General features: G+C 67.3%; 24 protein-coding genes and 1 riboswitch. Of the genes, 1 reads left to right on the top strand and 23 read right to left on the bottom strand.

The window, feature by feature from the left end:
• Positions 1-38: 38 nt before the first annotated feature.
• The 21 genes from hisA to BTE28158_RS12885 all read right to left on the bottom strand — a co-directional run bounded on the left by hisA (position 39) and on the right by BTE28158_RS12885 (position 17,270).
• Complete coding sequence (gene hisA / locus BTE28158_RS12985; RefSeq protein ID WP_039366646.1) at positions 39-794, bottom strand: 1-(5-phosphoribosyl)-5-[(5-phosphoribosylamino)methylideneamino]imidazole-4-carboxamide isomerase; 756 nt, start codon at positions 792-794, stop codon at positions 39-41.
• 163 nt (positions 795-957) lie between these two features.
• On the bottom strand, positions 958-1,599 hold the full coding sequence (gene hisH / locus BTE28158_RS12980; protein ID WP_059599818.1) for an imidazole glycerol phosphate synthase subunit HisH: 642 nt from the start codon (positions 1,597-1,599) through the stop codon (positions 958-960).
• Positions 1,596-2,216, bottom strand: coding sequence for a YchE family NAAT transporter (locus tag BTE28158_RS12975; protein ID WP_059599817.1), 621 nt, complete (start codon positions 2,214-2,216; stop codon positions 1,596-1,598). Before BTE28158_RS12975 ends, hisH begins: the two co-directional genes overlap by 4 nt.
• A gap of 62 nt (positions 2,217-2,278) precedes the next feature.
• Entirely contained in the window at positions 2,279-2,866 is a 588-nt protein-coding gene (gene hisB, locus BTE28158_RS12970; RefSeq protein ID WP_059599816.1) for an imidazoleglycerol-phosphate dehydratase HisB, read from the bottom strand.
• A gap of 65 nt (positions 2,867-2,931) precedes the next feature.
• The gene (hisC, locus tag BTE28158_RS12965; protein WP_151048132.1) at positions 2,932-4,005 is read right to left on the bottom strand and encodes a histidinol-phosphate transaminase; all 1,074 of its coding nucleotides are present in this window, start codon (positions 4,003-4,005) and stop codon (positions 2,932-2,934) included.
• 119 nt (positions 4,006-4,124) lie between these two features.
• The gene (gene hisD / locus BTE28158_RS12960) at positions 4,125-5,441 is read right to left on the bottom strand and encodes a histidinol dehydrogenase (protein ID WP_059599814.1); all 1,317 of its coding nucleotides are present in this window, start codon (positions 5,439-5,441) and stop codon (positions 4,125-4,127) included.
• A 24-nt stretch (positions 5,442-5,465) separates the two neighbouring features.
• Complete coding sequence (gene hisG, locus BTE28158_RS12955; RefSeq protein ID WP_059599813.1) at positions 5,466-6,119, bottom strand: ATP phosphoribosyltransferase; 654 nt, start codon at positions 6,117-6,119, stop codon at positions 5,466-5,468.
• A complete protein-coding gene (murA, locus tag BTE28158_RS12950) occupies positions 6,116-7,378 on the bottom strand; it encodes a UDP-N-acetylglucosamine 1-carboxyvinyltransferase (protein ID WP_239007278.1) in 1,263 nt (420 codons plus the stop codon). The genes hisG and murA overlap by 4 nt, the downstream gene beginning before the upstream one ends.
• 100 nt (positions 7,379-7,478) lie before the next feature.
• Positions 7,479-7,718: a BolA family protein gene (locus BTE28158_RS12945; RefSeq protein WP_006477131.1), complete on the bottom strand. Its 240-nt coding sequence runs from the start codon at positions 7,716-7,718 to the stop codon at positions 7,479-7,481.
• A 50-nt stretch (positions 7,719-7,768) separates the two neighbouring features.
• Complete coding sequence (locus BTE28158_RS12940) at positions 7,769-8,608, bottom strand: ABC transporter permease (RefSeq protein WP_226118283.1); 840 nt, start codon at positions 8,606-8,608, stop codon at positions 7,769-7,771.
• Positions 8,605-9,531 (bottom strand): ABC transporter ATP-binding protein, encoded by a 927-nt coding sequence (locus tag BTE28158_RS12935; protein WP_151048131.1) that lies wholly within the window; start codon positions 9,529-9,531, stop codon positions 8,605-8,607. Before BTE28158_RS12935 ends, BTE28158_RS12940 begins: the two co-directional genes overlap by 4 nt.
• Positions 9,532-9,723: 192 nt before the next feature.
• Positions 9,724-9,999 carry an STAS domain-containing protein gene (locus BTE28158_RS12930; protein WP_124904013.1) on the bottom strand — a complete coding sequence of 92 codons (276 nt, stop codon included), beginning with the start codon at positions 9,997-9,999 and terminating at the stop codon, positions 9,724-9,726.
• Entirely contained in the window at positions 9,996-10,625 is a 630-nt protein-coding gene (locus BTE28158_RS12925; RefSeq protein ID WP_151048130.1) for an MlaC/ttg2D family ABC transporter substrate-binding protein, read from the bottom strand. The genes BTE28158_RS12930 and BTE28158_RS12925 overlap by 4 nt, the downstream gene beginning before the upstream one ends.
• Positions 10,626-10,735: 110 nt before the next feature.
• Positions 10,736-11,641, bottom strand: a complete 906-nt coding sequence (locus tag BTE28158_RS12920; protein WP_151048146.1) for an MlaA family lipoprotein — start codon at positions 11,639-11,641, stop codon at positions 10,736-10,738.
• Between the two features lie 31 nt (positions 11,642-11,672).
• On the bottom strand, positions 11,673-12,233 hold the full coding sequence (gene mlaD, locus BTE28158_RS12915; protein ID WP_151048129.1) for an outer membrane lipid asymmetry maintenance protein MlaD: 561 nt from the start codon (positions 12,231-12,233) through the stop codon (positions 11,673-11,675).
• Positions 12,234-12,257: 24 nt separating this feature from the next.
• Entirely contained in the window at positions 12,258-13,025 is a 768-nt protein-coding gene (mlaE, locus tag BTE28158_RS12910; RefSeq protein WP_059599807.1) for a lipid asymmetry maintenance ABC transporter permease subunit MlaE, read from the bottom strand.
• Positions 13,022-13,843 carry an ABC transporter ATP-binding protein gene (locus BTE28158_RS12905; RefSeq protein ID WP_059535623.1) on the bottom strand — a complete coding sequence of 274 codons (822 nt, stop codon included), beginning with the start codon at positions 13,841-13,843 and terminating at the stop codon, positions 13,022-13,024. The genes mlaE and BTE28158_RS12905 overlap by 4 nt, the downstream gene beginning before the upstream one ends.
• A gap of 84 nt (positions 13,844-13,927) precedes the next feature.
• Positions 13,928-15,052 (bottom strand): thiamine phosphate synthase, encoded by a 1,125-nt coding sequence (thiE, locus tag BTE28158_RS12900; protein WP_151048128.1) that lies wholly within the window; start codon positions 15,050-15,052, stop codon positions 13,928-13,930.
• Positions 15,049-15,864: a thiazole synthase gene (locus BTE28158_RS12895; protein ID WP_151048127.1), complete on the bottom strand. Its 816-nt coding sequence runs from the start codon at positions 15,862-15,864 to the stop codon at positions 15,049-15,051. Before BTE28158_RS12895 ends, thiE begins: the two co-directional genes overlap by 4 nt.
• A gap of 39 nt (positions 15,865-15,903) precedes the next feature.
• The gene (gene thiS / locus BTE28158_RS12890; protein WP_014898319.1) at positions 15,904-16,101 is read right to left on the bottom strand and encodes a sulfur carrier protein ThiS; all 198 of its coding nucleotides are present in this window, start codon (positions 16,099-16,101) and stop codon (positions 15,904-15,906) included.
• A 32-nt stretch (positions 16,102-16,133) separates the two neighbouring features.
• The gene (locus BTE28158_RS12885) at positions 16,134-17,270 is read right to left on the bottom strand and encodes an FAD-dependent oxidoreductase (protein WP_059599804.1); all 1,137 of its coding nucleotides are present in this window, start codon (positions 17,268-17,270) and stop codon (positions 16,134-16,136) included.
• 234 nt (positions 17,271-17,504) lie between these two features.
• Positions 17,505-17,628: riboswitch (TPP riboswitch) on the bottom strand.
• Between the two features lie 268 nt (positions 17,629-17,896).
• Between BTE28158_RS12885 and BTE28158_RS12880 the strand changes: the two genes are divergently transcribed.
• Positions 17,897-19,666, top strand: coding sequence for an ABC transporter ATP-binding protein/permease (locus BTE28158_RS12880; RefSeq protein WP_151051108.1), 1,770 nt, complete (start codon positions 17,897-17,899; stop codon positions 19,664-19,666).
• Between the two features lie 70 nt (positions 19,667-19,736).
• Here BTE28158_RS12880 and thpR read toward each other — a convergent pair whose 3' ends face one another.
• On the bottom strand, positions 19,737-20,285 hold the full coding sequence (gene thpR / locus BTE28158_RS12875; RefSeq protein ID WP_151051106.1) for an RNA 2',3'-cyclic phosphodiesterase: 549 nt from the start codon (positions 20,283-20,285) through the stop codon (positions 19,737-19,739).
• Positions 20,282-21,772, bottom strand: a complete 1,491-nt coding sequence (locus tag BTE28158_RS12870) for an alanine/glycine:cation symporter family protein (RefSeq protein WP_151051104.1) — start codon at positions 21,770-21,772, stop codon at positions 20,282-20,284. The genes thpR and BTE28158_RS12870 overlap by 4 nt, the downstream gene beginning before the upstream one ends.
• Positions 21,773-21,969: the final 197 nt, after the last annotated feature.

Raw genomic sequence — 21,969 nt, 5'->3', positions numbered from 1 at the left:
CCGCCCGCGGGCAGCTCCGGCAAACGGAACAACCGCGGTTACGCGTTGTCGAGTTCGCCGTTCAGTTCGTCCGCGCGCTTTTGCGCGGCCGCGAAATCGAGATCGCCGGAGTAGATCGCACGGCCGCAGATCACGCCTTCGACGCCATGCTCTTCCACTTCGCAGAGGTTCTCGATGTCCGTGAGGTTCGACAGGCCGCCGCTTGCGATCACCGGGATGCCGACCGCCTGCGCGAGCTTCACGGTCGCCTCGATGTTGATGCCCTGCAGCATCCCGTCGCGGCCGATGTCCGTGTAGACGATCGATTCGACGCCGTAGTCCTCGAACTTGCGCGCGAGATCGATCACTTCGTGGCCGGTCAGCTTGCTCCAGCCGTCGGTCGCGACCTTGCCGTCCTTCGCGTCCAGCCCGACGATGATGTTGCCGGAGAACGCGGTGCACGCGTCCTGCAGGAAGCCGGGGTTCTTCACGGCGGCAGTGCCGATGATCACGTAGGACAGGCCGGCGTCGAGATACTTCTCGATCGTCTCGAGGCTGCGGATGCCGCCGCCGAGCTGTACTGGGATTTCGTCGCCGACTTCGTCGAGGATCGCTTCGATCGCTTCGAGATTCTTCGGCTTGCCGGCGAATGCGCCGTTCAGGTCGACGAGATGGAGCCGCCGGGCGCCGAGATCGACCCACTTGCGGGCCATCGCCGCCGGGTCCTCGGAGAAAATCGTGGCCTGGTCCATATCGCCCTGTTTGAGGCGCACACACTGACCGTCTTTGAGATCGATGGCCGGAATCAGCAACATAGCAATCGGGTGTCGTCGTGGAAAATGAAAAGAATCCGGCGCGTACCGGCCAAACCGGTGCCGCGCCGTCTCGCTAGTTTAGTACAACTCTTTCGGCGCTTAAGCGGGCAAGCCCCGCGCGACAGGCCGTTCGGCCCGGTCGACTGTGGCTCGCACGCCACGTTTACGGCTTCCAGTGTACGAAGTTGCGATACAGACGCAACCCGACCTCCGCGCTTTTCTCGGGGTGGAATTGGGTCGCGAAGAGGTTGTCCCGCGCGACCGCGGACGTAAACGGCGCGCCGTATACCGTTTCGCCGACCGTGTGCGCCGGGTTGTCCGGGCTCACGTAATAACTGTGCACGAAGTAGAAATATGCGTCGTCGGGCACGCCATCCCACAGCGGGTGCGGCTGCGACTGGTGCACGCGGTTCCAGCCCATCTGCGGCACCTTGAAGCGCGAACCGTCGTCCTGCAGGCGGCCTTCGAGCTCGAACCGCACGACCTTGCCGGGCAACAGGCCCAGGCCCTTCGTGTCGCCTTCCGCGCTCCAGTCGAACAGCATCTGCTCGCCGACGCACACGCCGAGCAGCGGCTTCGTGCGCGACGCCTCGATCACGGCCTCCTGCAGCCCCGACTCGCCGAGGCAGCGCATGCAGTCGGGCATCGCGCCCTGGCCGGGCAGCACGACGCGGTCGGCCGCGCGAATCGCGGCCGGCGTATCGACGATCGCCACGTCGGCGGCCGGTTCGGCCTTCTTGAGCGCCTGCGCGACCGAGCGCAGGTTGCCCATCCCATAATCCACAATCGCAATCGAAGTTTTCATCTCAGTGCAGGCAGTAGCGCCCTCAGTCCATTGACGATGAATTCCACCGCCAGCGCCGACAGCATCAGACCCATCAGCCGCGTGGCGATGTTGATGCCAGTGCGGCCGATCCAGTTCGCGATCGGCTCGGCAAGCCGCATCGCGAAGAAACACAGCAGAGCCAGGACCGCGCCGATCGCGACGAGCCCGGCTCGCTCATACCAGTGATGCGAGTTCGCCGCATAGACGATCGCCGTGCTGATCGAGCCGGGGCCCGTGAGCAGCGGAATCGCCAGCGGCACGACCGCGATGTTGTCCTTCAGCTCGGCCTCGTGGCGCTCCTCCGGCGTCGATCGCGTGTTGCCGATCTGCGCGTTCAGCATGTTGATCGCCATCAGCAACATGATGATCCCGCCGCCCACTTCAAGGGAGCCGACCGAAATACCGAAGAAGTCGATGATCTGCTGCCCGAGCAGCGTCGTCACCGTCATCACGCAGAACACCGACACCGACGCGATCCGGATCGTGCGGCGCCGCTCGATGTCCGACTGCTGCGCCGTCAGGCTCAGGAAAAACGGCACCGCGCCGATCGGGTTGATCAGCGCCAGCAGCGAAATGAACGATTTGAGCAGATCCATCGCAAGCCGGCGCGCCGCGCCGAAGCCGTGAGGTTGTCGTTGGCGGCGTGTCCGTTCGGAAGTTAGAGGCTGCCCTTCGTCGACGGAATCTGCCCCGCCGCACGCTCGTCGAGCTCCACCGCCCCACGCAGCGCCCGGCCGAAGGCCTTGAACACCGTTTCGAGCTGGTGGTGCGCGTTGATTCCGCGCAGGTTGTCGATGTGCAGCGTGACGCCCGCGTGGTTCACGAACCCGCGGAAGAATTCGATGGACAGGTCGACGTCGAACGTGCCGATCCGCGCACGCGTGAACGGCACGTGGAATTCAAGACCCGGCCGGCCCGAGAAGTCGATCACGACGCGCGACAGCGCCTCGTCGAGCGGCACGTACGAATGGCCGTAGCGGCGGATGCCCTTCTTGTCGCCGATCGCCTTCGCGACAGCCTGACCGAGCGTGATGCCGACGTCCTCGACCGTGTGGTGGTCGTCGATATGGGTATCGCCATGCGCTTCGACCTCGAGATCGATCAGACCATGTCGCGCGATCTGGTCGAGCATATGGTCGAGAAACGGCACGCCGGTGGCCAGCTTCTGCCGGCCCGTCCCGTCGAGATCGAGCTTCACACGGATCTGCGTTTCGCTGGTATTGCGAACGACTTCCGCCACACGCATGGCAATTCCTTGAATGAGTCTGATGTAAATGGGGATTGATCGTCGCGCGCCGCCGCGCCCTGGGCTCAACCGGGCAGCGCGAGTTTCAAAGCAGCCAGCAGGCGCGCGTTTTCGTCGGGAGAACCGACGGTCAGCCGCACGCATTCGGACAGCAACGGATGCATTTTACTCACGTTTTTGACCAGCACCCGCTCCGTGAGCAGCGCATCGAACACGGCGGCCGCGTCCGGCACGCGCACCAGCAGGAAATTGCCGGCGCTCGGGAACACCGTCGCCCCCGGCAGCGCGGCCACGGCCTGCGCGAGGCGCGTGCGTTCCGCACGCAGTTCGGCCGCCTGCGCGTCGAGCACGTCGAGGTGGTCGAGCAGGAAATCGGCGGTCGCCTGGGTCAGCACGTTGATGTTGTACGGCGGGCGCACCTTGTCGAACTCGGTCAGCCACGCCGGCAGGCCGGCGAGATAGCCGAGGCGGATCCCCGCGAGGCCGAGCTTCGACACCGTGCGCATCACGACGACGTTGTCGAACTCGGCGGAACGCGGCAGCCACGAGCGCTCCGCGAACGGCTGGTACGCCTCGTCGATCACGATCAGGCTGTGCCGCGCGGCCGCGATGATCCGCTCGACGTCGGCTTCGTCGTACAGCGTGCCGGTCGGGTTGTTCGGGTAAGCGAGGTAGACGAGCGCGGGCCGATGCTCGGCGATCGCCGCGATCATCGCGTCGGCGTCGAGCGTCAGGTCGGCCTTGAGCGGCACGCCGACGAATTCGAGTTGCGCGAACTTCGCCGACAACTCGTACATCACGAAGCCCGGCACCGGTGCGAGCACCTTCGCGCCCGGCTTCGCACATGCCACCGACATCATGCTGATGATTTCGTCCGAGCCGTTGCCGAGCAGCACGTCGCATGCGGCCGGCACGCCCATCGCACGGCGCAGCTTGTCGAGCAGCGCGCCCGGGCGCGGCGCCGGGTAGCGGTTCAGCGCGATCTGCGCGAGGCGTTCGCCGAGCGCCGCCGCAAGCGGCGCCGGCAGCGAATACGGGTTCTCCATCGCGTCGAGCTTCACGAAGCCGCTCGCGTCGGGCACCGGGTAGCTCGTCATCGCGAGCACGTCGCGGCGGATGATGTCTTGTGGCGTCGTCATGGTCTCAAGCCGGCGTGCGTCGCGCCGGCGTCAAATGGTCGGCAGGGCGGCGGCTGCCGCCCTGCGCTGGGTCTCCTCGTCGACCGGAACCGCTGCGTCGGCATCGGCTCCGGCGCGCGTCACCCCTTCATCCGGAGCTCGGCGCTACGCGCGTGCGCCTGCAGCCCTTCGCCGTATGCGAGCTCGGAGGCGATCTCGCCCAGCGTCTGCGCACCTTCGGCGCTGACTTCGATCAGGCTCGAACGCTTGATGAAGTCGTACACGCCGAGCGGCGACGAGAAGCGCGCGGTGCGCGACGTCGGCAGCACGTGGTTCGGGCCCGCGCAGTAGTCGCCGAGGCTTTCGCTCGTGTAGCGGCCGAGGAAGATCGCGCCGGCGTGGCGGATTTGCTGGCCCCATTGCTGCGGCTCCAGCGCGGAAATCTCGAGGTGCTCCGGCGCGATGTCATTCGCGATCCGGCACGCTTCGGCCATATCGCGCACCTTGATCAGCGCGCCGCGGCCTTCCAGCGACGCGCGGATCACGTCCCGGCGCGGCATCGTCGGCAACAGCTCGTCGATCGCCTTCTCGACGCGCTCGAGGAACGCGGCGTCCGGGCACAGCAGGATCGACTGCGCGAGCTCGTCGTGTTCGGCCTGCGAGAACAGGTCCATCGCGACCCAGCTCGGATCGGTCGTGCCGTCGCACAGCACGAGGATTTCCGACGGGCCGGCGATCATGTCGATGCCGACCGTGCCGAACACGCGGCGCTTCGCCGACGCGACGTATGCATTGCCCGGCCCGCAGATCTTGTCGACCGGCGGCACGGTGGCCGTGCCGTACGCGAGCGCGCCGACCGCCTGCGCGCCGCCGATCGTGAACACGCGATCGACACCGCCGAGCAGCGCCGCGGCGAGCACGAGGTCGTTCTTCACGCCGTCCGGGGTCGGCACGACCATCACGATCTCGCCGACGCCCGCGACGCGCGCGGGAATCGCGTTCATCAGCACCGACGACGGATAGGCGGCCTTGCCGCCCGGCACGTACAGGCCGACGCGGTCGAGCGGCGTGACCTTCTGGCCGAGCACCGTGCCGTCGCTTTCCGTGTACTGCCAGCTATGGGTGCCGCACTCGATCTTCTGTTTCTCGTGATACGCACGCACGCGCGCGGCAGCGGCTTCCAGCGCCGCGCGCGCCTTCGGCGCGAGGCCGTCGAGCGCCGTCTGCAGCGCGTCCTGCGGCAGTTCGAGCGCGGCGACGCTGCTCGCGTCCAGCCGGTCGAAGCGGTTCGTGTACTCGAGCACCGCGGCGTCGCCGCGCGACTTCACGTCGGCGAGAATCTTCGCGACCGATTGCTCGATCGCTTCGTCCTCGCTCGCCTCGAACGCGAGCACTGCACGCAGCGCGGCGTCGAAGCCCTCGCTCGTCGAATCGAGTTTGCGGATGGTGATGGCCATGGGAATTCCGTTACGGTGATGCGCTCAATTGCCATTCTGCGACGCGCGTTCGAACGCGTCGAGAATCGGCTTGAGCGCCGTGCGCTTCAACTTCAGCGCAGCCTGGTTCACGACGAGGCGCGACGAGATCGCCATGATCTCCTCGACCTCGACCAGATTGTTCGCCTTCAGCGTGCCGCCCGAACTGACGAGGTCGACGATCGCGTCGGCCAGCCCGACCAGCGGCGCCAGCTCCATCGAGCCGTACAGCTTGATCAGGTCGACGTGCACGCCTTTCGCGGCGAAGTGTTCGCGTGCCGTTTCGACGTATTTGGTCGCGACCCGCAGGCGCGCGCCCTGGCGCACCGCGTTCGCATAGTCGAAACCGGCCGGCACGGCCACCGACATCCGGCAGCGCGCAATGTTCAGGTCGATCGGCTGGTACAGACCCGAGCCACCGTGCTCGACCAGCACGTCCTTGCCCGCCACGCCGAAGTCGGCCGCGCCGTATTCGACGTAGGTCGGCACGTCGCTGGCGCGCACGATGATCACGCGCAGGTTCGGATCGGTCGTCGGCAGGATCAGCTTGCGCGACGTTTCCGGATCCTCGGCCACCTGCACGCCGGCGGCCGCCAGCAGCGGCAGGGTTTCCTCGAAAATCCGGCCCTTCGACAGGGCGAGGGTCAGCGGCGCGGTCATGCTTGGCTCCCGGAGAGGCGGCGCACGTTCGCGCCGACGGCGGTCAGTTTGGTTTCCATGCGGTCGTAGCCGCGGTCCAGGTGATAGATGCGGTCGACGAGCGTTTCGCCTTCGGCCCGCAGCCCGGCGATCACGAGGCTCGCCGAGGCGCGCAGGTCGGTCGCCATCACGTTCGCGCCGGACAGCTTGTCGACGCCGGTCACGAGCGCCGTGTTGCCGTCGATCGTGATGTTCGCGCCGAGCCGGTTCAGCTCCTGCACGTGCATGAAGCGGTTCTCGAAAATGGTCTCGACAACCTGCGCGGTGCCCGTCGCGACCGAATTGAGGGCCATGAACTGCGCCTGCATGTCGGTCGGGAACGCCGGGTATTCCGACGTGCGGATCGTCACCGCCGACGGGCGGCGGTCCATCTTCACGCGCAGCCAGCTGTCGCCTTCCTCGATCGACACGCCGGCCTCGCGCAGCTTGTCGATCACCGCGTCGAGGATGTGCGGGCGCACGCCCGTCAGCATCACGTCGCCGCCCGCCGCCGCGACCGCGCACAGGAACGTGCCGGCCTCGATGCGATCGGGAATCACCGAATGGCGTGCGCCGTGCAGCCGCTCGACACCCTGGATCACGAGGCGGTCGGTGCCGATGCCGTCGATTTTCGCGCCCATCGCGACCAGCAGGTGCGCGAGATCGCTCACTTCCGGCTCGCGGGCAGCGTTCTCGATCACCGTCTCGCCGTCCGCGAGCGTCGCGGCCATCAGCAGGTTTTCCGTCCCCGTCACCGTGATCATGTCGGTCACGATGCGCGCGCCCTTCAGGCGCTTCGCGCGCGCCTCGATGAAGCCGTGCTCGATGCTGATCTCGGCGCCCATCGCCTGCAGGCCCTTGATGTGCTGGTCGACCGGACGCGCGCCGATCGCGCAGCCGCCCGGCAGCGACACCTTCGCCTCGCCGAAGCGTGCGAGCAGCGGCCCGAGCACGAGAATCGACGCGCGCATCGTCTTCACGAGTTCGTACGGCGCCACGAGGTTGTCGACGCGCGACGCATCGAGCTGCACGCGGCAGCCGTCGGTCTCGCTCTTCACGCCCATCTGGTTCAGCACCTTCAGCGTGGTGCGCACGTCCTTCAGGTTCGGCACGTTGTCGAGTTCGACCGGCTCGGCGCTGAGCAGCCCCGCGCACAGGATCGGCAGCGCGGCGTTCTTCGCGCCCGACACGACGATCTCGCCCGACAACCGGCGACCGCCTTCGATCACCAGCTTGTCCATCCCATGTCCCTGCGATTCCCCGTTGGCGGCCGGGTGTGCCGTGGCGACGCTCTGGACGGCGTCGCACTCGTTGACGGTGACTTGCACTCAGTGGTTCCGGTTATGCGTTCTGCCATTCGGCGGGCGTCAGCGTCTTCATGCTGAGCGCGTGAATTTCCTGCTTCATGCGATCGCCGAGCGCCGCATAAACGAGCTGGTGCCGCTGGATCGGCCGCTTGCCTTCGAAGGCCGCCGACACGATCGTCGCGAAGAAATGCTGGCCGTCGCCTTCGACTTCCAGATGGGTGCAGGCGAGACCGCCGGCAATGTATTGCTTGACCTGTTCGGGAGTCGGCAACATGAGAGGCTCCTGTCGGCGCGCGCCGCCCGTGGCGGCCGCAACCGTCGATATCAATGACGCAGTTTGTAGCCGGTCGCGAGCAGCCGCATCGCGAACATCGCGAGCAGCACGAAGAAACCGGTGACGATCGCGAGGCTCGCGAGCGGGTTGATGTCGGACGCGCCGAAGAACCCGTAACGGAAGCCGTCGATCATGTAGAAAAACGGATTGAGACGCGAAATCTCGCGCCACACGGGCGGCAGCGAGTGCGTCGAATAGAACACGCCGGACAGGAACGTCAGCGGCATGATCAGGAAGTTCTGGAACGCGGCGAGCTGGTCGAACTTCTCGGCCCAGATCCCGGCGATCAGCCCGAGCGTGCCGAGGATCGCCGAGCCGAGCAGCGCGAACGCGATGATGAACAACGGCGCCGCGAAATGCATCGGGACAAACCAGATCGTCACGACGAATACGCCCGCGCCGACCGCGAGCCCGCGCACGACGGACGCGAGCACGTACGCGCCGAAGATGTCGCGGTACGACAGCGGCGGCAGCAGCATGAACACGAGGTTGCCGGTGATCTTCGACTGGATCAGCGACGACGAGCTGTTCGCGAACGCGTTCTGCAGCACGCTCATCATCACGAGGCCCGGCACGAGAAAGCTCACGTACTCGACGCCCGGATACACCTCGACGCGGCCCGACAGCGCGTGGCCGAAGATCGTCAGATACAGCAGCGCCGTTACGATCGGCGCGCACACCGTCTGGAACGACACCTTCCAGAAGCGCAGCAGTTCCTTGTAGAACAGCGTTTGAAAGCCGCTTCCCGGCACTCGCCGGGCCGCCCCGATAGTGGCGGGCGCCCCCTCGGGGGGCAGCGAACGAAGTTCGCGTGGGGATTGTTGATTCATGCCAGACCCTCGATCACCTCGGCCCCGTTCATCACCTGGACGAACACATCCTCGAGGTCGGCCTTGCGGACCTCGATCTCGTCGAACGTGCAGCCCGCCGCGCGGCATAGCGCGAGGATCCGCTCGACATCGTCGTAGCTCGTCAGGCGCAGCAGGTGCTCGCCCGGCGCGCGGGCGGCCGGGTCGGACTCCAGCCCGCGCAGCTCGGACGGCAGCGCGCCAGTCCCCAGGCGCAGGTACAACTGCAGCCCGGCGAAGCGGCGCAGCAGCGCGTCGGTGCGGTCAAGCGCGACGACTTCGCCACGGCGCAGCATCGCGATGCGGTCGCACAGCGACTCGGCTTCCTCGAGGTAATGGGTGGTCAGCACGATCGTGTGGCCCTCGCGGTTCAGGCGCGAGATGAACTTCCACAGCGTCTGGCGCAATTCGACGTCGACGCCGGCGGTCGGTTCGTCGAGCACGATCACGGGCGGCCGGTGCACGAGCGCCTGCGCGACCAGCACGCGGCGCTTCATCCCGCCCGACAGCGCGCGCATGTTCGCGTCGGCCTTCTCGGTGAGGTCGAGATTGGCCATCACTTCGTCGATCCAGTCGTCGTTGCGACGCAGCCCGAAATAGCCGGACTGGATCCGCAGCGTCTCGCGGACGGTGAAGAACGGGTCGAACACGAGTTCCTGCGGCACGACGCCGAGCGCGCGGCGCGCATCGCGGAAGTCCTTGACGACGTCGTGGCCGCGCACTGAGATACTGCCTTCATCGGCCCGGGCAAGCCCGGCGAGGATACTGATGAGCGTGGTCTTGCCTGCGCCGTTCGGGCCGAGCAGACCGAAAAACTCGCCTTCCTCGACCGACAGGCTGACGCCCTTGAGCGCCTGAAGCGATTTGTAGCGCTTCTTGACGTGACGGATTTCTATGGCTGACATGACTGTGCGCGGCGCATGGGCCGCGACGCCTATTCTGTGCTTGCTGCGAAAGAAAATGGGGGCCGGACGCCGATTGGCTGCCCCGCAAAACGCTTGATTATAGGGCAAACCGGCTGGTGGGGCCGGCGCAGGAGGCGCGCGGCCTGAAGCGTGCGCGCGCCGGCTGGCGCGGCAGGCTTCGGTCGGGCAGGGTCAATGTCGCCCGGTGCCGTCGATGAGGGCGTCGACGCCATAGGCGCGCGCGAGGCTGGCGAGCTTCTGCGGGAGATTGAGGATGTCGAGGGTCGCGCCGCGCGCTTCGGCGGCACGTTGCCATGCGAGCAGCACGGCGAGCGCGGACGAGTCGAACTGCGTCAGCGCCGTGCAATCGACGGCGGTCGCGCCGGCGCCGATGCGCGCAAGACCGTCCGCGAGCGCGGACTTCGCGCTCGCGACGGTCAGCGAAGAGCCTGCTTCGAAGCCGCTCACGACGCCTGCTTGCCGGAGGCAAGTTGCTGGTTGCGCTGCGTCAGGAACTGGATCAGGCCGTCCACGCCGCTTTGCTGGATCTTCTCGTTGAACTGCTGCTGGTACGTCTGGATCAGCCACGCGCCGAGCACGTTCAGGTCATAGACCTTCCAGCCATTCGCCGACTTGTACAAGCGATAGTCGATCTGGACCGGCTGACCGTTGTTCATCGCGACCGTCTTCACCACCACGTCGGTGTCGGCCGGATCGGCGCGGAACGGCGGGTACTGGATCTGCTGGTCCGGCTTCAACTGCGCGAGCGCGCCCGAATACGTGCGGATCAGCAGCAGCTTGAACTGCTCCTGAACCTGTTGCTGCTGTTCGGCCGATGCCGTGCGCCAGTTGCGGCCCATCGCGAGCTGCGTGGTACGGCGGAAATCCGTGTACGGCAGGATGTCCTTGTTGACGATCGTAATGATGCGGTTGGTGTCGCCCTGCTTGATCGTCTGCTGCTTGACTTCGTCGAGCACCTGCTGCGTCGCCGTCTTGATCAGCGCCTGCGGGTTCGACTGGTCGACTTGCGCGTGAGCTGCGCTGCCGAACGAGAACAGCGCCGCGAAAACGGGGATCAGGAACAGTTTTTTCATCATAGTGACCTGCATGAAGAGTCGATGCGAAGGTTGGAGCCGGTAGCTTACGCGCAAGTTCGCATGCGCTACCGACTGAATCGTTTCCGGCTGTAACGAATGTAAGTTGGTCAGTGCAGCTTGATGCTCGGGAAACGAATCCCGCCCGGTGCGGGCGGCGTCATCTGCATTGCCGGCACGTTCGTCGCGCTGGCCGGGTTCGGTGCTTCGGCACTGCCCGACGCCGGTACGGCAACGGCCGCGCCCGATGCGCCGGCCGGTGCCGCGCCATCGTCCGGCAAGTCGTACTTCGGCAGCGCATCGTTGCTCGACGCCGTCGAGGCCTCGCCGCGCGCGTTGTCGATCAGCATCTGGCGGCGCTGCAGGTAGGCGTTGCGCACGAACGAATACTTGTCGAGCGCCGCGGCATCAAGCACGTCGCCCGCGCCGAGCAGGTTCGCACGCGTGTTGACGAGGTTCACGCCGAACAGGCCCCAGCTCAGGCCGTCCGGCTTCACGTAGGTGAGCGGATTGCCCACGTAGTCGACGCCGAGGCCTGCCGTGTCGCGCAGTGTGCTCGGGCCGAGCAGCGGCAGCACGAGATACGGGCCCGACGGCATGCCGTAGCGGCCCATCGTGATCCCGAAATCGGCCGTGTGCTTCGGCAGTTTCGCAATCGTCGCGACGTCGAACAGGCCGCCGACGCCGAACACCGTGTTGATCACGACGCGCATGATGTCGCCGACGCCGTCCGCGATTCGCAACTGCACGATGTTGTTCGCGGCGATGTAGACGTCGCCGATGTTCGAGAAGAAGTTCGTCACGCTGTCGCGCACCGGCTGCGGCACCACGTACTGGTAGCCCTTCGCGACCGGTTTCAGCGCGTACGTGTCGACCGTGTCGTTGAACTTGTACATCGACCGGTTGAAGCCTTCGAGCGGATCGCCCTTGGTCGGCGTCTGCACGGTCGCGCAACCGCTCAACGCGGCGACTGCCGCCACCGCGAGCGCGGCGTGCCTGATGCGGATCGTCTGCATGGTCATTCCCTCTTGTCTTTCTCTCGTGTGGTTATTGGGCAGCCGAGCCAGACACCGCGGAGGCCGGCACCGCGACCGGCGCGGGTGCCGCCGGCGCGGCCGAGGCCCCGGATGCCGGCTTCGCGCCGCCCGCGTCGGCTGCCTTGCTGTACAGGAACTGGCCGATCAGGTTCTCGAGCACGATCGCCGACTGCGTCATCGTGATCGTATCGCCCTCCTTCAGCATTTCGGTGTCGCCGCCCGGATCGAGGCCGATGTACTGCTCGCCGAGCAGGCCCGACGTCAGGATCTTCGCCGACGAATCCTTCGGGAACGGATACTGACCGTCGATATCGATCGTCACCAGCGCCTGATAGGTGTTGGTGTCGAAGCCGACCGACTTCACGCGGCCGACCACGACGCCCGCGCTCTTCACGGCGGCGCGCGGCTTCAGTCCGCCGATGTTGTCGAATTTCATCCTCACCGAGTAGGTCGGCTGAAACGACAGCGAGCTCATGTTGCCGACCTTGAGCGCCAGGAATAGCACCGCAAGGAAGCCCACCACCACGAACAGGCCGACCCAGAAGTCGAGAGCAGTCTTTTTCATCGTCATCCCAAAATTTGGCTTGGCTGAGGCTCAGCTGAACATCAGCGCGGTCAGCAGGAAATCGAGGCCGAGTACGGCGAGCGACGCGAACACGACCGTCTTGGTCGTCGCGCGCGACACGCCCTCGGGCGTGGGCTTCGCTTCATACCCCTGAAACAGTGCAATGAAGGTCACGGCGAACCCGAACACGATGCTCTTGATCACGCCGTTGCCGACGTCGGCCCACACCTCGACCCCGCCCTGCATCTGCGACCAGAACGCGCCCGGATCGACGCCGATCAGCACGACACCGACGAAATAGCCGCCGAGCACGCCGACCGCGTTGAAGATCGCGGCGAGCAGCGGCATCGCGATGATGCCGGCCCACATGCGCGGCGCGATCACCGTCTTGATCGGATCGACTGCCATCATCTCGAGCGCCGTGAGCTGCTCGCCGGCCTTCATCAGGCCGATCTCGGCGGTGAGCGACGTGCCGGCGCGGCCCGCGAACAGCAGCGCGGTCACGACCGGGCCGAGCTCGCGCACCAGCGACAGCGCGACCAGCAGGCCGAGCGCCTGCTCGGACCCGTAGCGATTCAGCGTGTAATAGCCCTGCAAGCCGAGCACGAAGCCGACGAACAGGCCCGACACGGCAATGATCACGAACGAATAGTTGCCGAGAAAGTGGATCTGCTTGGTGACCAGCCGCGGCCGGCGCAGCAGCGGGAAGAATTCCAGCACGAGGCGCACGAACAGCCGCGTGCCGTAGCCCGCGCGCTCGAGGCCGCCGATGACGTAACGTCCGATCGCGCTGATCATGCGCGCCCTCCGCCGAGCCCGAAATCCGCAGCCAGCGGCGGGCTCGTGTAATGAAATTTGAACGGGCCGTCCGGCGCGCCGTCGATGAACTGGCGCACGCTCGGGTCGGTCGACGCACGCAGCTCATCGGGCGTCCCCTGCGCGAGCACGCCACCATTGGCCAGAAAATACACGTAGTCGGCGATCGCGAACGATTCCGGCACGTCGTGCGTGACGAGGATCGACGTCGCGCCGAGTGCCTCGTTCAGCGTGCGGATCAGGTTCGCCGTGATGCCGAGCGAGATCGGATCGAGGCCCGCGAACGGTTCGTCGTACATGATGAGCTGCGGGTCGAGCGCGATCGCGCGCGCGAGCGCGATGCGACGCGCCATCCCGCCGGACACCTCGGACGGCATCAGGTCACGCGCGCCGCGCAGACCGACCGCGTTGAGCTTCATCAGCACCAGGTCGCGGATCAGGTCTTCGGGCAGGTCGGTGTGTTCGCGCAACGCGAACGCGACGTTCTCGAACACCGACATATCGGTGAACAGCGCGCCGAACTGGAACAGCATGCCCATCTTGCGGCGCAGCGCGTACAGGCCGTCGCGCGTCTGCGCGCCGACGTCGGCGCCGTCGAACAGCACCTGGCCGCGGCGTGCGCGCACCAGTCCGCCGATCAGGCGCAGCACGGTCGTCTTGCCGCAACCCGACCCGCCCATGACGGCGACGACCTGGCCGCGCCCGAAGCGCATGTTCAGGTTCGACAGGACGAGGCGGTCGCCATAGCCAAAGTCGACGTCGCGAAGTTCCAGCAATGTCTCGGTAGGAGTGGGGCTCACGGAGCTGACAGTCCTTTTACGCAGAACGCCGAATTATAGGGCCTGCATTGGAATGATGTCGTGACGCCGTTCCGGGCCCTGCGGTCAATGATTGTCAAATTGTCGGGCAAAACATTGCTGCAACGCAACAATCGCCGCCCGATAATCGTCTGCGCCCGTGACCGCACTGACCACCGCGACGCTGCCGACGCCCGTCGCCAGCACGTCCGGCAACGCGTCGAGCCCCACGCCGCCGATCGCGACGAGCGGCGAGCGCGCGCCGGCGAAGCGCGCATAGCGGGCAATCCGCGCGAGGCCCTGTGGCGGCGCCGCGACGGCCTTGGTCGCGGTCGTGTACACGGGGCCGAGCGCCAGATAGCTCGGGCGCTCGTGCAACGCGCGCAACATCTCGTAATAACCATGGCTCGAAAGTCCGAGCCGCAGGCCCGCGCGCGCGATCGCGGCCAGATCGGCCGTTTCGAGGTCCTCCTGACCCAGATGTACGCCGTACGCGCCCTCTTCTATCGCGATCTGCCAGTGATCGTTGATGAACACGCGTGCATCGGGATAGCGGCGCCCTGCCGCGACCGCACGTGCGACTTCCCGGCGCAACGCGTCCGGGTTCGCGCCTTTCACGCGCAGCTGCACGGTTCGCGCGCCGCACTCGAGCACGCGTTCGACCCATTCGGCGTCGGGGACGACCGGATAGAGGCCGAGTTGCTTGGGGCACGGCGGGAATGCGGGCTCGGGTGCCGCGGCCAGGCCGGCGACGCGCGGGAACCGCGCGGCATCGATCGGCCACGCATCGGTCCCGCGCGTTTCGTCGCCGTCGCCCCACGCCAGCGCGAGCACGAGCGCGTCGATCGGCGCGAAACCGCAATCGAGGAACGCCGCGAGCGCCGCGATCCAGTCGTCGGCGAGCGGATGCGCGGCTTCCAGCGCGTAGCGCACGCCTGCGGCGTGCAGCACCGCGCCGTGCTCGCCGAACTCGATCGCGACCGCGTCCGATGACGCGGGGCGCGATGCGGCCGACGCGCGTGCCTGCGCGGCACGATCGCCGGCCGACACGATCAGCACGTCGCCTTGGGCCGGCACGTCGGGCGCCGCGACGCACAGCCGCCACGCCGTCGTGCCGGTCGGCCAGTCGCCCAGGCGGGCGCGAATCCGCTCGGCCGCTTCGGCCAGTTCGTCGGCCGGCGGCCAGAAGGCATCGGCGAAGCGCGCACTCATGCGCCGCTCCCGTCCTGGTGCCAGAACGGCATGCCGACGACCGGCGTGCTCGCGTGCGCGGTCTCGCGCGCATCCATCGGCCCGGCGAGATAGGCCGCACGGCCGGCCTCGACGCCTTGCGCGAACGCACGCGCCATGATTTCCGGATGCGTGGCCTGCGACACGGCCGTGTTCAGCAGCACGCCGTCGAAACCCCATTCCATCACCTGGCACGCGTGCGACGGCACGCCGAGCCCGGCGTCGACGATCAGCGGCACGTCCGGCAGCCGCTCGCGCAGCACGCGCAGCCCGTACGGATTCACGACGCCCTTGCCGGTGCCGATCGGCGCGCCCCACGGCATCAGGGCCTCGCAGCCGACGTCAAGCAGACGCCGGCCGATCACGAGATCCTCGGTGCAGTACGGCAACACCTTGAAGCCGTCCTTGACCAGTTGCGCGGCCGCCTCGATCAGCCCGATCGGGTCGGGCTGCAGCGTGTAGTCGTCGCCGATCAGCTCGAGCTTGATCCAGTCGGTATCGAAAACCTCGCGCGCCATGTGCGCGGTCGTCACCGCCTCGGCGACGGTCTGGCAGCCGGCCGTGTTCGGCAGCAGCGGCACCGAGTGACGCTTGAGCAGATCGAAAAAGCCGGCCTCTGCGGTGCCGCCGGTCATCTGGCGGCGCAGCGCGACCGTCACCATCCCGGGGCGCGACGCGGCGATCGAATCGGACAGCGACTGCAGCGACGGGTAGCGCGACGTGCCGAGCAACACGCGGCTTGCGAAGGTTTCGCCGTACAGCGTCAGCGCGTCGGCGGAAGTGAGGGACGTCATGTCGTTTTCCTGGAAGAGCAGAGGGCGAACCGGCGGCGCTCAGCCGCCCGCGACGGGGTGCACGACGTCGAGCTTGTCGCCCGTCGCGAGCGCGCGCGCCGCATGCTGCGTGCGCGCGACGAAATTGCCGTTCAGCGCAACCGCGTACGGCGGACGCGCGCCGTACGCGGCGAGCGCGTCGGCCACCGTTGCGCCGTCGGGCAGGGTCAGCGTCTGTTGGTTGATCTGGATATCCATGAGTCTTGGTCGAATTCGGTCGGCGGCGCGCATCAGGCCGGCTGGCGCGCGTCGTCGCGGTGATGGAGGAGCGTCGGCCAGCGCGCGGCATCGCGCCACGCGGCGAACGCGTCGGCATCGGCGAACGCGCCGCCGAGCGCGGCTTGCGCGAACGCGACCGCCGCATGCGCGACTTCCGGCGCGATCATGAAGCCGTGCCGGTACAGGCCGTTGACGGCCAGCGTCGTCGCGCCGTCCCAGATCACCGCCGGGCGGTGATCGGGCAGCGTCGGGCGGCATTGCGCGTTCAGTTCGAGGATGCGCGCCTCGCCGAACGCCGGGTGCACGGAAAACGCCGCGCTCAGCAGTTCGAGCGCCGAGCGCACGCTGACAGGCGACATGTCCTCGCCCTCCACTTCGGTCGCGCCGATCACGTACAGGTCGTCCTGTTTCGGCGCGATGTACAGCGGATAGCGCGGATGCAGCAGCCGCACGGGCCGCGTAAGCCCGATGCCTGGTGCGCACACGCGCGCGACTTCGCCGCGGATGCCCCGCAGCGCGGGAAGCGCGGATTTCGCGCCGAGCCCGCGGCAATCGATCGTGAAATGCGCGTCGGGCCGGTTCGCGTCGTCGATCGTCGCGTGCCAGTGCAACTCGACGCCGCGTTGCGCGAGGCCCGCCGCGAGTGCGCGCAGCGCCTGCCGGTTGTCGAGCTGCCCTTCGCGCGGCAGCATCAGGCCGCGCGCAAAGCGCCCCGCGAGCGCGGGCTCGGCCGCGTCGACCTGCGCGCCGGCCAGCGCGACGAAGCCACCGTCGAACAGTTCGGCCGGCGCGTTCGCGCGCACGCGCCGCTCGAACAGCGGCGCCTCGGCGCGATCCGCTTGATGCCAGACGACGAGCGTGCCGTGCTGCTGGAAGAACACCGGTTCGGGCAGTTCCGCGAGCCATTGCGGCCAGCGCGCGAGCGATGCCGCGCCGAGCTCGGTGATCAGCAGCTCGGCGCTGGCCGCCTCGGCGAGCGGCGCGAGCATCGCGGCCGCGATCCACGCGGCCGACTGCTCGCCGTCCGGGCCGCCGCGCTCGTACAGCGCGACGCGATGCCCGTCGCCCGCAAGCCGCCACGCGATCAGACGGCCGACAAGGCCGCCGCCGAGTACCGCGAAATCGGGCCGGGAAGCATGGAGGTTCATCGCGCGCCCTCCCCGCGAACAGCACCATCGCGTGCGACGAACGTCGACGCGCATGCACCGTCCCGTGCGGACGCACGCGACAGCGGATCGGGAACAGCACAAAAGACTGAAGATTGAGCGGTCATCATTCCTTCCGTAACGCGCGACGCGCGTACCCAAAAGGACGAAACCGGCAGCAAAGGCCGGCCGGGCGGGACTCGGGCGCTGACCATGTGGGATGGCAGCCAGCGCGGCCCGGCGGGATCAGAAACTTCCCTCGCCGGTATTACCCGGATCGGGTGCGAAGGGTCTTTCTCAGCCTCGCCGCGTCGCCCGGAACTGTCCGTCGGCCGCGCTCGAAGCACCCCTGTTTCGTCGTCGGCCATTAGACCATAAAAGCGGAAAGCGCCGCAAACTGTCCCCTTGCGGCAAATTCGCCGTCGCGCCGCGCCGCTCTGGCACAATGCCCGCAGGCCGGCCGCGCGAGCGGCCGGTTGCCGCGTCACCGCCGGCCTTAAGTGCCGTTTAAGACGCGCGGGCCACCATCCGGACGCCCGCCGTCAGTCGGCACCTCGTCCCGGCATGCCGTATCGCGGCGCGCGTCCGGCTCCGCCCGGCCCGCGCGCCGGCTACTCATCAGGAAGCACATGACCCAATCGATCGATCCCGTCCGCTCCGTCCCCGACGCGCCGCAGGACGAGCGCCCGGTATCCGCGTGGAGCCTCATCAAGCCCTACTGGGTGTCGTCCGAATGGAAAATCGCGTGGGGGCTGCTGGTCACGATCATCGCAATCAACCTTTGCGTGGTCTGGATCAACGTCAAGCTGAACAAGTGGAACGCGCAGTTCTACAACGCGCTGCAGTCGAAGGACGTCCACGACTTCCCGAACCTGCTGATGCAGTTCTCCGCGCTCGCATTCGGCTTCATCATCCTCGCGGTGTACGGCCGCTACCTGCGCCAGATGCTCGGGTTCCGCTGGCGCCAGTGGCTCACCGACCGCTTTCTCGGCCAGTGGCTCGGCGATCGTGCGTTCTACCGGATCGAACGCGACCGCCTCGCCGACAACCCCGACCAGCGGATCACCGACGACCTCCAGTCGTTCGCGACGACGACGCTCGCGCTGTCGCTCGACCTGCTGTCGACGGTCGTCACGCTCGTGTCGTTCATCACCATCCTGTGGTCGCTCGCGGGCGCGCTGACGTTCTCGCTCGGCGCGACGCCGATCACGATCCCCGGCTACATGGTGTGGGCGGCCGCGCTGTACGCGGTGGTCGGCTCGCTGATCATCCAGAAGGTCGGCCACCCGCTCGTGTCGATCAACTACCAGCAGCAGCGCGTCGAGGCCGACTTCCGCTTCGGGCTGATCCGCGTGCGCGAGAACGCCGAGCAGATCGCGTTCTACGACGGCGAGAAAACCGAGACCGTCAATGCGCAGAACCTGTTCACGCGCATTCGCGACAACTGGTGGCGCGTGATGAAGTACACGAAGCGCCTTACGTTCGTGCTGAGCTTCTACGGGCAGATCGCGATCATCTTCCCGCTCGTCGTCGCGGCGCCGCGCTATTTCGCGGGCGCGTTCTCGTTCGGCGTGTTGATGCAGATCTCGTCGGCGTTCGGCACCGTCAGCGATTCGTTCTCCTGGTTCATCAACAGTTACTCGACCCTCGTCGAATGGCGCGCCACCGTCAACCGTCTGCGTGAGTTCAAGCGCGTGATGGGCACGTCGCACCTGAAGGAAAGCATGTCGCCCGCGACCGAGCACGGCGGCATCAACCTGCATTACGTCGATGCCGCGAAGCTGTCGACATCGTCGCTGAAGCTCGCGCTGCCGAACGGCAACGCGCTCGCGAACATCGGCAACGTGACGATCGAACCCGGCTCGCGCTGGCTCGTGGTCGGCAAGTCGGGTTCCGGCAAGAGCACGTTCATGCGCGCGCTGGCGGGCCTCTGGCCGTTCGGCGACGGCGCGATCGATGCGCCGGTCGGCGCGCGGATGATGTTCGTGCCGCAAACCAGCTACTTGCCGATCGGCACGCTGAAGGCCGCGCTCACCTATCCGGCCGCGCCCGACGCGTTCACCGACGACGCGTGCCGCGACGCGCTGCGTGCGTGCCACCTGGAAGACTACGTCGGGCGCCTCGACGAGACCGCCCACTGGACGCGCGTGCTGTCGCCGGGCGAACAGCAGCGTCTGGCCGGCGCGCGCGTGCTGCTGCACAAGCCGGACTTCCTGTTCCTCGACGAAGCGACGAGCGCGCTCGACGCCGACAATGAAGCGCGGCTCTATCACCTGTTCGCCGAACGGCTGCCGAAGGCCGCGATCGTCAGCATCGCGCACCGCGAGGCGCTGGCCGCGTTCCACGTCGGCACGATCAACGTCGAACGCGTGAACGAGAGCGACAAGGTCGCCGCTTAACCGCAAAAAAGGCCGGCGCATACCGCGCCGGCCTTCACTTCCTCGTCCTCCCCGCCTTCCAGCTTTCCCGCTACGCCGGCGCGACCGGCGCCGACACGATCGGCACATGCGACACGCCGTCGTGCGACAGCCTGCTTTCAAACAGCGTCAGCGCGACGAAACGCAGCGCGACCGGCCGCCCGGTCGCACCGCCGCGCGCAGGCTGCCCGTCCGCGTCGCGCGGCAACCGCGCGAGTGTGACGTGCGGCCTGAACGGCCGGCCGTCGGCCGGCACGCCCAGTTCGTGCAGCAGCGCGGACACGTCGGCATTCAGCGCCGCACAGGCGGGATCGGGCGCCAGCTCCGCGACGATCAGCCTCGCGCGCGGCAGGCTCGGCCACCACGCGATTCGCTCGACCAGTTGCAACGGCAGCGCATGCCCGGCCGCGAGTGCCGGCAGGCGCGCAGCCAGCGCATTGCACCGCTCCCGTTCGATTGCACCGATGAACGAGAGCGTCACGTGCAATTGAGCCGGCATCGTGCGCCGCGCGCCGCGGGTGACCGGCAACGCGTGCAGTGCATCGCGCGATGCCGCATCGGGCACCAGCGCGACGAATGCACGGAGCCGGTCGCCGTTCATGACTCGCGCACCGCCACGCGCGCTTCGACCACCGCGCCCTCCGAAGCCGGACGCTGCGGCAGCGGACCGTGCTCGCCCCACACGTCGGCGGGCAGCACGCTTGCAAGCTCGGGAATCGTGTTGCGCGTGAACACCGGATCGGCGACGCCTTCCGCGCGCTGGTGGCGATAGTCGCGCCACGCGGCATGCGCATACTTGCCGAGCGCGAGGATCGCGACCAGGTTGATGATCGCCATCAGCCCCATGCTCGTATCGGCCATCGCCCACACGAGCGGCAGTTGCCCGACGCTGCCGAACATCACCATCCCGAGCACCGCGATGCGGAACAGCGGCAGCACGCCGCGCCGCTTCGTGATGAAGTCGACGTTGCCTTCCGCGTATGCGTAATTGCCGATCACCGACGAGTACGCGAAGAAGAAGATCGCGACGGCCATGTAGATGCCGCCCCAGTCGCCGACATGGCTCGCGATCGCGCGCTGCGTGAGCGCCGCGCCCTCCATGCCGGTGCCGAGTTCGTACTGGCCCGACAGCAGGATCACGAACGCGGTCGCGCTGCAGATCACGATCGTGTCGACGAACACGCCGAGCATCTGGATCAGCCCCTGCACGACCGGATGCCGCACGCTCGCGGTCGCGGCCGCGTTCGGTGCGCTGCCCATGCCGGCCTCATTCGAGAACAATCCGCGCTTCACACCCATCGCGACCGCCTGGCTGACTGCATAGCCGGTCAGGCCGCCCGCCGCCTGCTCGAGCCCGAACGCGCTCTTCACGATCAGCGCGATCACGCCCGGCACCAGCGCGACGTGCGTCGCGACCGCGTAGACCGCCAGAGCGAGGTAGCCGATCGCCATCACCGGCACGATCACCTGCGCGACCGACGCGATGCGGCGAATCCCGCCGAAGATGAGCGGCGCGGTGAGCAGCACGAGGCCGAGGCCGACCGTTTCGCGGCTCCAGCCGAACGACGTATGGAACGCGTCGGCGATCGCATTGGCCTGCACCGCGTTGAACACGAAGCCGAACGCGAGGATCAGCGACAGCGAGAACAGCACGCCGAAGCCGCGCGAGCGCAGGCCCGTCTGGATGTAGTACGCGGGGCCGCCGCGATAGCTGCCGTCCGGATGCGACACCTTGAAGATCTGCGCGAGCGTCGCCTCGACGAACGCCGACGACATCCCGACGAGCGCCGTCATCCACATCCAGAAGATCGCGCCCGGCCCGCCGACCGTCAGCGCGACCGCCACACCGGCGATGTTGCCGGTGCCCACGCGGCTCGCGAGGCCGGTCGCGAACGCCTGGAATGACGAGATGCTGCCCGGCTCGCCCTTGCTGCCGACCAGTTTGATGCTGAGGAACAGCGCCTTCAGCTGGATCATCCGGAACCGCAGCGTGAACCATGCGCCCACGCCGAGCAGCAGCGCGATCAGCACGTAGTTCCACAGCACGCCGTTGACGGCGTCGATCAGCCCTTGTACGAATGCTTCCATTCAGAGTCCTTGTAAATGGGGTCAGTCAAATGCGGCGGCCACGCGAACGCGGCCAGCGGGCGATGATATGACAGTTTCCAAGGAACATTACAAAATGAAAGTATTCGGGATCGCGAAAAATCAACGTCCGATGTGATCAGGTTAGGCGACGCTTCGGGGAGGTGCGGGGGGATGCGACGGGGCGGGCGGCGCGGCGA

It is taken from the genome of Burkholderia diffusa, assembly GCF_902499115.1.
GTDB classification, from domain to species: Bacteria; Pseudomonadota; Gammaproteobacteria; order Burkholderiales; family Burkholderiaceae; genus Burkholderia; species Burkholderia diffusa.
This window is presented reverse-complemented; position numbering and strand designations above follow the sequence as displayed.